Annotated in this window: 14 protein-coding genes; 3 read left to right on the top strand and 11 right to left on the bottom strand. The window is 65.7% G+C overall.

From position 1 onward, the window contains the following. Window positions 1–26 precede the first annotated feature (26 nt). The 7 genes from sucD to IFT71_RS05555 all read right to left on the bottom strand — a co-directional run bounded on the left by sucD (window position 27) and on the right by IFT71_RS05555 (window position 6,125). Window positions 27–911 carry a succinate--CoA ligase subunit alpha gene (gene sucD / locus IFT71_RS05585; protein WP_031395407.1) on the bottom strand — a complete coding sequence of 295 codons (885 nt, stop codon included), beginning with the start codon at window positions 909–911 and terminating at the stop codon, window positions 27–29. 54 nt (window positions 912–965) lie between these two features. After that, window positions 966–1,262 carry a GIY-YIG nuclease family protein gene (locus IFT71_RS05580; RefSeq protein ID WP_192139595.1) on the bottom strand — a complete coding sequence of 99 codons (297 nt, stop codon included), beginning with the start codon at window positions 1,260–1,262 and terminating at the stop codon, window positions 966–968. Between the two features lie 67 nt (window positions 1,263–1,329). Beyond that, on the bottom strand, window positions 1,330–2,292 hold the full coding sequence (gene mdh, locus IFT71_RS05575; protein WP_192139593.1) for a malate dehydrogenase: 963 nt from the start codon (window positions 2,290–2,292) through the stop codon (window positions 1,330–1,332). 262 nt (window positions 2,293–2,554) lie between these two features. Further along, a complete protein-coding gene (gene zapE / locus IFT71_RS05570) occupies window positions 2,555–3,646 on the bottom strand; it encodes a cell division protein ZapE (RefSeq protein WP_192139591.1) in 1,092 nt (363 codons plus the stop codon). Window positions 3,647–3,775: 129 nt separating this feature from the next. Beyond that, window positions 3,776–4,246, bottom strand: coding sequence for a PaaI family thioesterase (locus IFT71_RS05565; RefSeq protein WP_192139589.1), 471 nt, complete (start codon window positions 4,244–4,246; stop codon window positions 3,776–3,778). 380 nt (window positions 4,247–4,626) lie between these two features. Next, window positions 4,627–5,409, bottom strand: a complete 783-nt coding sequence (locus IFT71_RS05560; RefSeq protein ID WP_031393667.1) for a succinate dehydrogenase iron-sulfur subunit — start codon at window positions 5,407–5,409, stop codon at window positions 4,627–4,629. Between the two features lie 134 nt (window positions 5,410–5,543). Further along, entirely contained in the window at window positions 5,544–6,125 is a 582-nt protein-coding gene (locus tag IFT71_RS05555; RefSeq protein WP_031393666.1) for a ClpP family protease, read from the bottom strand. A gap of 96 nt (window positions 6,126–6,221) precedes the next feature. On the opposite strand from IFT71_RS05555, the gene IFT71_RS05550 reads away from it, so the two are divergent. Together IFT71_RS05550 and brnA are read left to right on the top strand one after the other, a co-directional pair. Then, entirely contained in the window at window positions 6,222–6,497 is a 276-nt protein-coding gene (locus IFT71_RS05550; protein ID WP_031393665.1) for a BrnT family toxin, read from the top strand. Then, a complete protein-coding gene (gene brnA, locus IFT71_RS05545; RefSeq protein ID WP_197976043.1) occupies window positions 6,475–6,759 on the top strand; it encodes a type II toxin-antitoxin system BrnA family antitoxin in 285 nt (94 codons plus the stop codon). Before IFT71_RS05550 ends, brnA begins: the two co-directional genes overlap by 23 nt. Window positions 6,760–6,761: 2 nt before the next feature. Here brnA and IFT71_RS05540 read toward each other — a convergent pair whose 3' ends face one another. From IFT71_RS05540 to sdhC, 4 genes are read right to left on the bottom strand one after another with little or no spacing between them, the layout of a single operon-like run. Beyond that, complete coding sequence (locus IFT71_RS05540; RefSeq protein WP_031393663.1) at window positions 6,762–7,049, bottom strand: hypothetical protein; 288 nt, start codon at window positions 7,047–7,049, stop codon at window positions 6,762–6,764. Then, window positions 7,049–8,851 (bottom strand): succinate dehydrogenase flavoprotein subunit, encoded by a 1,803-nt coding sequence (gene sdhA / locus IFT71_RS05535; RefSeq protein WP_031440116.1) that lies wholly within the window; start codon window positions 8,849–8,851, stop codon window positions 7,049–7,051. The genes IFT71_RS05540 and sdhA overlap by 1 nt, the downstream gene beginning before the upstream one ends. Continuing rightward, window positions 8,851–9,237 carry a succinate dehydrogenase, hydrophobic membrane anchor protein gene (gene sdhD, locus IFT71_RS05530; protein ID WP_031440117.1) on the bottom strand — a complete coding sequence of 129 codons (387 nt, stop codon included), beginning with the start codon at window positions 9,235–9,237 and terminating at the stop codon, window positions 8,851–8,853. The genes sdhA and sdhD overlap by 1 nt, the downstream gene beginning before the upstream one ends. Next, window positions 9,237–9,581 carry a succinate dehydrogenase, cytochrome b556 subunit gene (sdhC, locus tag IFT71_RS05525; protein ID WP_446740756.1) on the bottom strand — a complete coding sequence of 115 codons (345 nt, stop codon included), beginning with the start codon at window positions 9,579–9,581 and terminating at the stop codon, window positions 9,237–9,239. Before sdhC ends, sdhD begins: the two co-directional genes overlap by 1 nt. Before the next feature lie 297 nt (window positions 9,582–9,878). Here sdhC and IFT71_RS21685 point away from each other — a divergent pair, with 297 nt between their 5' ends. Beyond that, entirely contained in the window at window positions 9,879–11,222 is a 1,344-nt protein-coding gene (locus IFT71_RS21685; RefSeq protein WP_031393659.1) for a methyl-accepting chemotaxis protein, read from the top strand. Window position 11,223 lies beyond the last annotated feature (1 nt).

Genomic DNA, 11,223 nt, shown 5'->3' with positions numbered 1-11,223 from the left:
TCCCCGGGGGGAGAGGGGTAGTAAGATCAACCCTTCAGCACGCTCAGCAGCGTCTCGCCGAGCAGGCTGGGGCTTTCCGAGACCTTGATCCCGGCAGCTTCCATCGCCGCGATCTTGCTCTCGGCATCGCCCTTGCCGCCCGAGACGATCGCACCGGCATGACCCATGCGACGACCCGGAGGGGCGGTGCGGCCCGCGATGAAGCCGGCCATCGGCTTCTTGCGGCCACGCTTGGCCTCGTCGATCAGGAACTGCGCGGCCTGCTCCTCGGCGTCGCCGCCGATTTCGCCGATCATGATGATCGACTTGGTCTCGTCGTCCGCCAGGAACAGCTCGAGCACGTCGATGAAGTTCGTGCCGTTGACCGGATCGCCACCGATGCCGACCGCGGTCGTCTGACCAAGGCCTGCGTTCGAGGTCTGGAAGACCGCCTCATAGGTGAGCGTGCCTGAACGGCTGACAACGCCGACCGAGCCCTTCTTGAAGATCGAACCGGGCATGATGCCGATCTTGCACTCGCCGGGGGTCAGGACGCCGGGGCAGTTCGGGCCGATCAGGCGCGACTTGGAGCCCGCGAGCGCGCGCTTGACCTTGACCATGTCGAGCACCGGAATGCCCTCGGTGATCGCGACGATCAGCTCGATCTGCGCGTCGATCGCCTCGAGGATCGAATCGGCCGCGAAGGGAGGCGGCACGTAGATCACGGACGCGGTCGCGCCGGTGACCGACTTCGCCTCGGCGACGGTATTGTAGACGGGGAGGTCGAGGTGAGTCGTGCCGCCCTTGCCGGGGGTGACGCCACCGACCATCTGGGTGCCGTATTCCAGCGCCATCTTGGTGTGGAAGCTGCCGGTTTCGCCGGTCATGCCCTGCGTGATGACCTTGGTGTTCTTGTCGACGAGGATGCTCATCTTGTCTCGTTCCTTACCACCCCGGCGAAGGCCGGGGCCCAATTGGGAAAGCGGTCATGGTTGTGCGATGCGATCGTAAAGGTCGTCCCAGCCGGGATTGAAACCATTGATCTCTCGCAATTTCCAGTCCCGCTTCCACTCCTTCATGTGCAGCTCGCGCTGCCGGGCGGCTTCCCAACTGCCGAGCAATTCGTACCAGACGAGTAGCTTGCAGTCGTACTTCTTCGTGAACCCTGCGACGACGCCGTTGCGGTGTTCCCACACGCGTTTCGCCAAGTTCACCGTCGAGCCGAGATAGATCGTACCGTTATACCCGCTGGCCATGATGTAGACGAACGCCTGGTCTTCCATCACGGGGGCCTTCCCAATTGGGCCCCGGCCTTCGCCGGGGTGGTATTACCTACCTCAGCTCAAATCCTCAGTTCAGGCTACCGTCGATACCCTTGCAGGCCACGATCAGTTCCTTGACCGCGTCGACCGAGACCTGGAGGTTGCCCTTGGCTTCGTCGTCGAGCTTGATCTCGACGATCTTCTCGACGCCGCCGGCGCCGATCACCACGGGCACGCCGACATACAGGTCGTCGAGGCCGTATTCACCCGAGACATAGGCCGCGGCGGGCAGGACGCGCTTCTGATCGTAGAGATAGGCTTCGGCCATCGCGATGCCGCTGGTGGCGGGCGCGAAATAGGCCGAGCCGGTCTTGAGCAGCGCGACGATCTCGCCGCCGCCGCCGCGCGTGCGCTTGACGATCGCATCGATCTTCTCCTGCGTGGACATGCCCATCGCGATGAGATCGGGAACCGGGATGCCCGACACGGTCGAATACTGGATCACGGGGACCATCGTGTCGCCATGGCCGCCGAGCACGAAGCTGGTGACGTCCTTGACCGAGACCTTGAACTCGTCGGCGAGGAAGTGGCTGAAGCGCGACGAGTCGAGCACGCCGGCCATGCCGACGACCATGTGGTGCGGCAGGCCCGAGAACTCACGCAGCGCCCACACCATCGCGTCGAGCGGGTTGGTGATGCAGATGACGAATGCGCCGGGTGCGTTGGCCTTGATGCCCTCACCCACGGCCTTCATGACCTTGAGGTTGATGCCGAGCAGGTCGTCGCGGCTCATGCCGGGCTTGCGCGCGACACCGGCGGTGACGATGATGACGTCCGCACCGGCGATGTCAGCATAGTCGTTCGAGCCGGTGATCGTCGAGTCGAAGCCTTCGACCGGGCCGCACTGCGACAGGTCGAGCGCCTTGCCCTGGGGGATGCCCTCGGCCACGTCGAACAGGACGATATCGCCCAGACCCTTGAGTGCTGCGAGGTGCGCGAGCGTGCCGCCGATGTTACCGGCGCCGATCAGCGCGATCTTCTTGCGAGCCATTCCAATCCGTCTCCGTCTGATGTGCGGGGTGATTGGTGACGCCGGTTACGCGCATTATGGCGCTACGGCAACCGTTAAAGCGGAAAAGTGGTCTCGTTATTGCAAATCGTTCGCAGGAGCAATAAGCCTGCGGACGTGCGCTGAACCACCCCGGCGGAGGCCGGGGCCCAGTTGGGGGACGGTGCAAACTGAGTATCGCGCGCTGTTACTACGGCCTTTCCAGCTGGGCCCCGGCCTTCGCCGGGGTGGTGCTTGGGGTGCGTCAGATGTGCCCTTCCGCCAGATACTCCTCGGAGCGCATCTCTTCCAGACGACTGATCGTGCGGTCGAATTCGAACCGGCCGTCGCCGCTCGCGTAGAGATCGCCCGGCTGCGCATCCGCGGCGGCGAGCAGCTTGACCTTGTGCTCGTAGAGCGCGTCGATGAGACCGACGAACCTTGCGGCCTCGTTGCGGTTCTCGGGCCCGAGCTTGGGGATACCGACGAGGATGATCGTGTGGAATTTGCGGGCGATGGCGAGATAGTCGGCCACCCCCCTCGCCTCGCCGCACAGCTTCCTGAAGCTGAAGACCGCGACGCCTTTCAGCGACTTGGGCACGCGCAGGGCCCGGCCCTGGACGATCAGCTCCTCGGACGGGACATGCTCGCTGTCGTCGGGCGAGAAGTCGGTGAGGCGGAAGAAGGCGGCGGAGAGCTGCGCGGTGGCCTCGGGGCCGTTGGGGACGAGCCAGGTGTCCTGGCTGCCGAGCCGGTCCCGGCGGTAATCGACCGGGCCGTTGAGCGGGAGGACGTCGAGCCGCTGTTCGATCGTCGCGATGAAGGGGAGGAAATGCTCGCGGTTGAGGCCGTTCTTGTAGAGATCGGCGGGCGGGCGGTTCGAGGTGGTGACGATCGTCACGCCGGAATCGAGCAGCGAGGTGACGAGCCGCGACAGGATCATCGCGTCGGGGCTGTTGGTGACCATCATCTCGTCGAACGCGAGCAGCCGGGTCTCCTCGGCGATCGCGGTGGCGACGGGGACGATCGGGTCGCCGACCTCCTTGCGACGCTCGGCGGCGATGCGGGCATGGACCTCGAGCATGAACTCGCCGAAATGGACGCGGCGCTTCCGCTCGACCGCGACCTCGGCGAAGAACAGGTCCATCAGCATCGACTTGCCGCGGCCGACCCCGCCCCAGAGATAGACGCCGCGCGGGGCTGATTTTTTCGAGAAGCGCGCGAAGAACCCGGTCGCGACGGGCGCGGCAAGTTCGGTGGCGAGCGTGTTCAGGCGCGCGGCGGCGGCGGCCTGTTCGGGGTCGGGGCGGAGTTCGCCCGAGGCGACGAGCGCTTCGTAGGCGGCGAGGACGGTCATTGGTCTTTACCACCCCGGCGGAGGCCGGGGCCCAGGGGGAAAGGTTGCCGTGATAGAACGCTACGCTTGAACAATGATCGTGTCCCAACTGGGCCCCGGCCTTCGCCGGGGTGGTGATAGCGGTCGGGGTCAGCCCTTCGGCGGCTTAGGCGACGGCTTGCGGATCGTCGCGGAGAAGGCCGCGATCTTTGCCTCGTCGTCGCCTTGCACCACGAGGCCCCGCAGGAACAAGAGGCGGCCGGTTTCCTTGAGCACCTCGACCTGCGCCTCGATCGGGGCGCCGATCCGGCCGCCACCGATGAACTGGGTGTTGAGGTCGAGCGTCACCGCGGTGCCGGCGGTGATCAACCCGAAGCCGCGCGCGGCGGCGAACAGCGCGACGTCGATGAAGCCGAGCAGCGCGCCGCCGTGGACATTGTCCTGCAGGTTCGAATGGCGACGCTCTGGCGTGATGCGGACGCGGACGCGGTGGCCGTCGACGCGGTAGAGCATGGGGCCGAGGAGCGTGTTGAACCGGGTCGGGTCGGACAGGGTCCAGCTGCGCCAGCCGGGGCTTGCGGGGTCTTCGGCGTCGAGGAAATGGGGGGTGGTCAACGGCATGTCCTTCGAAGCTTGCGAACGGCGCCCCTTTTTGGTCCCGCCTCCGGGCCCTCTCCGTTCGTCCTGAGCGAAGTCGAAGGACTTGGGAAACGTCGTCCTTGGCCCCGGGCCTGTGCTTCGACTTCGCTCAGCACGAACGGAATTGGGGGAGCGTCGTCCCTGGCCTCGGGCTTGTGCTTCGACTACGCTCAGCACGAACGGGGTTGGGGGAGCGCTGTCCCCGGCCCCGGGCGGCGCTTCGACTTCGCTCAGCACGAACGGGGGTGGGGGAGCGCCGCGCCCTGCCCCGGGCCTGTGCTTCGACTTCGCTCACCACGAACGGAGGGTGGAGCGAGGCGGGGCGAGAGCGGGGTGGAGGGGACCGCCCTCCCCCTGCCGGATCAGACGATCCGTTCGGCTTCCATCTTCTTGATCTCGGCGATCGCCTTGGCGGGGTTCAGCCCCTTGGGGCAGGCGTTGGCGCAGTTCATGATCGTGTGGCAGCGATAGAGGCGGAACGGATCCTCGAGCTCGTCGAGCCGCTCGCCGGTCATCTCGTCGCGGCTGTCGGCGAGCCAGCGATAGGCCTGGAGCAGGATCGCGGGGCCGAGGAACTTGTCGGCGTTCCACCAGTAGCTCGGGCACGAGGTCGAGCAGCAGGCGCACAGGATGCACTCGTACAGGCCGTCGAGCTTCGAGCGATCCTCGGGCGACTGGAGACGCTCCTTGCCCGAGGGCGGCGGGGTGACGGTCTGGAGCCAGGGCTTGATCGACGAATATTGCGCGTAGAAATGCGTGAAGTCGGGGACCAGATCCTTGATCACGTCCATGTGCGGCAGCGGCGTAATCTGGACCTCGCCCTTGCAATCCTCGATCGCGGTGGTGCAGGCGAGGCCGTTCTTGCCGTCGATGTTCATCGAGCAGGAGCCGCAGATCCCCTCGCGGCACGAACGGCGGAAGGTCAGCGAACTGTCCTGCTCGCCCTTCATCTTGATCAGCGCGTCGAGCACCATCGGGCCGGTCTCGTCGAGGTCGAGCTCGAACGTATCGTAGCGGGGATTCTCGCCGCTATCGGGATCGTAGCGATAGACCTTGAACGATTTCAGCCGCTTGCCCCCGCTGGTCGAGGCATGCTTGACGCCCTTCTTAACGACGCTGTTTTTCGGGAGCGAGAATTCGGCCATTGCGAGCGGTCCGTCCGTGGTGTGATGACAAGGTTGTCAGAGCCGATACATGACAGGGGCCCTGCCCGCAAATCCTTAGCTTCGCGGGTGCAACATGGGTCATATGTGGGGCGGGGCACGGACCGCCGCAACCGTCAGATGATGTCGAGGATCAGCCCGAGATCGCGCGCTTCCTCCGCCTCGATATACCAGTTGGACGGCGCCTTGGCCTTGAGCTCCTCGATATCGACCTTGGTGCCGCGGACGAGATCCCGAAAGCCCTCTTCCTGGATGTTGATCGAATCCTCGATCTCGTGGAGCTTGGCCTTCAGCGTATAGGACAGCGCGTTGAGCGGGCCGTTGAGCTGGATCGTGCTCGTCATCTGGCGCTCATGGATCATCAGGCGGCTGTTGCGCGTGAGGAACCGGCTGTCGGCGGGGAAGGCGGACATGAAGGTGGCGCCAGCCGAATAGACCGCGACCTTGCCGAGAAACAGCGTCTCGCGGTCGGTATATTCACGCAGCAGGCGGATATGGTCGCCCATCGCGCGCGCCATTTCGGGGTCGCCGCCGAGCGTGGTGATCGAGACGACGAGCGGCCCCTCGGTCGGCGCGGCCGCGACCTGCGCCTTGAAGCTGTCGTACATCGCGTCGTCGACGGGGCCGTGCAGCTGGACATGGGGGACGGCGAGCAACGGATAGTTGCGCGCGTTCGAAGCGGGGGAGGTGTCGGTCATGCGCGGGCAAACTTACCGCGGTATCGCGCGGTTCCGATGTCGTCCGCAAAAGACCGGGAGTATAGATTCTATACCGAAATTGCGGTAGAGTTGGCCATGTTCGAATTCGACCCGGACAAGAGCGCGGCCAACGCGGTCAAGCACGGAATTGATTTCGTCGAAGCTCAGGCGCTGTGGGGCGATGACGAGCGGATCGTCGTCGGATCGGCCCAGCGCCATGTGGGCGAAGACCGGCAACTGGTGATCGGCCGGATCGGCGATCGCCTGTGGACGGCGATCGTCACCGATCGCGGTACGGCGACCCGGATCATCTCGGTTCGCCGCGCGAGAGATTATGAGGAACTGGCTTATGAACGCGCCCGCACCGGCTAAATCCGTGCTGCACAAGGCTATCTCAGCCGACGAACTCGACCGGCGGTTCGACGAGGGCGAGGATGTCAGCGCGTATTTCGACTGGTCCAGCCCGCGCAAGCCTGCGCTGGAGGCCAAGCGCGTGAACGTCGATTTCCCCACGTGGATGGTAGAGAGTCTCGACGTGCAAGCCCGCAAGCGTGGCGTCACGCGTCAGGCGCTCATCAAGATGTGGCTGGCAGATCGTCTGGAAGCGGCAGCGAATGCGCCCGCCGCCCCCTGAGGTCAGACGTCCCGGTCGAGTGCCGGATCGGCCTGTCGCTTGTGCTGGAGGATCCAGCCGACCAGGCCGCCGGGGACGCCGCCGGCGAGCGAGAAGAGCGCGAAGAAGGTGATGGCGATCTTCTGCGGGTCTTCGCCGGGGGCGCGCGTTTCGATGCCGTAGATATAGATCGCGGTGCCGATCGCGACGATCGCCGGCCAGAGAAAGCCGGCGATCATCGGCGGGAACCGCGTCAGCAGCCCCACCGCGACGGGCACGAGGAACCCGATCGCGATGATGGCCCAAATCATCAATAGACCCGCTTCTTGGGCTTGATGTAGTCGACGTCGTCGGTGAGCGTGTAGTCGTGCACCGGGCGGAAATCGATCTTGGTCTGACCGCCCTTGCCGCCCCAGCCGTCGAAGGTGGTGATGGTGTGCTTCATCCAGTTGGCATCGTCACGCTCGGGGAAATCCTCGTGCATGTGCGCGCCGCGCGACTCGGTGCGGTTGGCGGCCGAGTTCATCGTGACGACGGCCTGGCCGATCAGATTGTCGAGCTCCATCGTCTCGACCAGATCGGTGTTCCAGATCATGCTGCGATCCTTCACGGCGACGTCGGTCATCCGGTTGTAGATGCCCGCCATCTTCTCGACGCCCTGGTTGAGCAGTTCGGTGTCGCGGAACACGGCGCAATGCTTCTGCATCGTCTGCTGCATGTCGAGACGGATCTGCGCGGTCGGCGACCCGCCGCTCGCGTTGCGGAACGTGTCGAGACGCGTGAGCGCGAGGTCTTCCGAGCCCTTGGGCAGCGGCGCGTGCGCGGTGCCGGGCTTGAGCGTGTCGCGGATCCGCAGGCCGGTCGCACGGCCGAACACCACGAGATCGATCAGGCTGTTCGAGCCGAGACGGTTGGCGCCGTGAACCGAGACGCAGGCGGCCTCACCGACCGCGAACAGGCCGGGGACGACCGCGTCGGGGTTGCCGCCGACGAGGTTGACGACCTCGCCGTGGAAGTTGGTCGGGATGCCGCCCATGTTGTAATGCACGGTTGGCGTGACGGGCAAAGGCTGGCGCGTGAGATCGACGCCCGCGAAGACCTTGCCGGTCTCGGTGATGCCGGGCAGGCGCTCTGCCAGAACCTTCGGATCGATGTGATCGAGGTGCAGGAAGATGTGGTCGCCATTCTTGCCGACGCCGCGGCCTTCGCGCATTTCGAGCGCCATCGAGCGGCTGACGACGTCGCGCGAGGCGAGATCCTTCGCCGACGGGGCATAGCGCTCCATGAAGCGCTCGCCCTCGGAGTTGGTCAGGTAACCGCCCTCACCGCGTGCGCCCTCGGTGATGAGCACGCCCGCGCCGTAGATGCCGGTCGGGTGGAACTGGACGAACTCCATGTCCTGGAGCGGCAGGCCGGCGCGGAGCACCATCGCGTTGCCGTCGCCGGTGCAGGTGTGCGCCGAGGTCGCGGAGAAATAGACGCGGCCATAGCCGCCGGTGGCGAGCACGGTCTGGTGGCTGCGGAAGCGGTGGATCGAACCGTCTTCCATGCACAGCGCGATCACACCGCGGCAGACGCCGTTTTCCATGATCAGGTCGAGCGCGAAATACTCGACGAAGAAGTCCGTGTTGTACTTCAGGCTCTGCTGGTAGAGCGCGTGCAGCATCGCGTGACCGGTACGATCGGCGGCAGCGGCGGTGCGCTGGACCGGGGGGCCCTCGCCCATGTTCTGCATGTGGCCGCCGAACGGACGCTGATAGATCGTGCCGTTCTCGTTACGGCTGAACGGCATGCCGGCATGTTCGAGCTCGTAGACCGCCTGCGGGGCCTCGCGGCACAGATATTCGATCGCGTCCTGGTCGCCGAGCCAGTCGGAGCCCTTGACGGTGTCGAACATGTGCCAGGTCCAGTGATCCGGCGAGTTGTTGCCGAGCGACGCGGCGATGCCGCCCTGGGCGGCGACGGTATGCGACCGGGTCGGGAAGACCTTGGTGATGCACGCGGTCTTCAACCCGCTCTCGGCGATGCCCATCGTGGCGCGCAGGCCCGAGCCGCCGGCCCCGACGACGACCGCATCATAGGTATGATCGATGATCTTGTAGGCAGCTGACATTACGCAGGAGCTCCGGAGAAGGCGACCTTCAGGATCGCGAACAGGGCGATGCCGCCCAGCGTGAAGGTGAACAGGTTGAGCAGGATCATCGTCACGACGCGGCTTTCGCCGTGCATGTAATCCTCGATCACGACCTGCAGACCGAGACGGAAATGGTAGAAGACCGACAGGATCAGCAGCGCCATCGGGATCGCCGCCCAGGACGACTGGAGCCACAGATGCACCGAGGCATAGTCATAGGCGGGCATCCGCGCGACCGCGACCATCAGCCAGGCCATCAGGAAGATGTTGGCGCCGGCGGTCAGCCGCTGCTGCCACCAATGCTGCGTGCCGTGCTTGGCGCTGCCCAGACCGCGGACGCGGCCGACTGGCGTACCCGAACCCATTACTTCATCCCCATGTAGAGCCAGAAGGCGACCGTCAGCAGCGTGCTGGCGACGATCGTCGCGCGCGCACCCATGCGGTTGCGCTTGAGTTCGAATCCGGCACCGGTGTCCATCACCAGATGGCGGATGCCCGTCATCATGTGCTGGAGCAGCGACCAGGTCAGGCCGATGCCGATGACATAGCCCAGAATGTTCAGCCCGCCCGTATCGGTCGTGAACACGTCGACAAAGGTCGCATAGGCCTGATCCCCCGAGGCGATCGCGGCGAGCCACCAGACGAGCAGCAGGCTGCCGACGGTCGCCATGCCGCTGCCGGTCGCGCGGTGCAGGATCGAGACCAGCATGTGCGGGCCCCATTTATAGACCTGCAGATGGGGAGAAAGCGGGCGTGCCGGGTTGCGCGATGCCAAGGGCTGTGTCCTCGAGTACGAAGGGCGAGTAACGAACGGTTTGCCGGTCTATTAGACGCCATGTGCTGCGATGCAACCCATCGCCGCCCGGCTTGATAACCCAGGGCAATGCGCAGGCGGTGCCGGGCGCCCCCTGTCCCGCGGCATCGATCCCTAACCTGGCCTTAAGGAATCACCGTTAGCGCTGGCCGGGCAACGCGATCCGGAGTTTACCCTTTGACCTCACTCGACATGCCGGCCCCCGGGTCGATCGCCACCCAGATCGACCTGGCCGCACGGCTGCGCGCGTTCGACTTTGACGGCTCGCTCGCGGCGGCCAGCCGCGAGCTCTGGGCGCTGATCGAACCGCATGTCGTCACGATCTCCCAGGCCTATTGGGAACAGTGGCAGCGCTGTTTCAGCAACGAGCGCATCTGGTCGCCGCACGAGGCCGACGCGATGATCGAGGTCGGCTGCAATTTCCTGCGCGACCGCTTCCTCAACACCAATGCGCGCGGCTGGGTCGAATCGGTCGAGCGGTCGGTCGCTGCGGCCTATGCCGCCGACGTGTCGCCGATGGCGTTGCTGTCGATGATCAGCGCGAGCGACCGCGCCGCGCTCGGCGTGCTGATGCAGAGCGTGGCGCGCGACAATGACCGACTTTCCTTGTATATCGACACGCTGATGAGGCTGTCGGCGCTGGAAGGTGAGATCACCGTGGCGATCTATACCAAATATCGCAACTTTTCGGCGCAGGGCGCGCGCGACACGCTGGCGGTCGAATTCCGCGACGGAATCGCGACGATGGTCGAGACCGCGACCGACGAGGGGCATGTCCTGCGCGAACAGGCGGTCCGCAGCTCGGCCTCGACCCGCGCGGTGCTGGGCAAGGCGAGCGAGGTGGCGGCCGCCGCCGAACAGTCCGCGGTCGCGATGCGCGAGGCCGCGCAGACCGCCGCGGGGCTGATCCGCGCGATCGAGGATGCGCGCAGCGAGGTCGAGGCCGCGGCCGAGATCGCCAATCGCGCATCCGCACAGGCGACCGACGCGGTCGGCATGTCCGAGGCGCTGAGCGATCACGCCAAGTCGATCGAGTCGATCCTGGGGCTGATCCGCGACATTGCCGGCCAGACCAACCTGCTCGCGCTCAACGCGACGATCGAGGCGGCGCGCGCGGGCGATGCGGGACGCGGCTTCGCGGTGGTGGCGCAGGAGGTGAAGAGCCTCGCCAGCCAGACCGCACGCGCGACCGACGACATCGCCGCCAAGATCGCCGCGATCCAGTCGGCGACGCGCGGCACGGTCGCGACCAATGCGAGCATCAAGGCGACCGTCGCCGAGGTGCAGGACAGCGCCGACCGGATCCGGCACGCGATGGAGGCGCAGGCGCAGACCGTCACCGCGATCACCGCCGCGGTCGACGAGACCGCGCTCGCCGCCGATTCGATGTCGACGACGATCGCGGCGATCAGGGCGGATACCGAAATGGTGGCGACCGAGATCGACGGCGTCGGCCGGGGCTTCGACATGCTCGACAGCCGGCTGAGCAATCTGAAGACCAGCGCGGGCGTATTCATCGCGAAGGTGGCTGCATAAC

The sequence above is a fragment of the Sphingomonas sp. CFBP 13733 genome (genome assembly GCF_014841795.1).
GTDB lineage: Bacteria > Pseudomonadota > Alphaproteobacteria > Sphingomonadales > Sphingomonadaceae > Sphingomonas > Sphingomonas aerolata.
The sequence above is the reverse complement of the archived record's forward strand: the minus strand, read 5'-3'. Positions and strand labels throughout refer to the sequence as shown.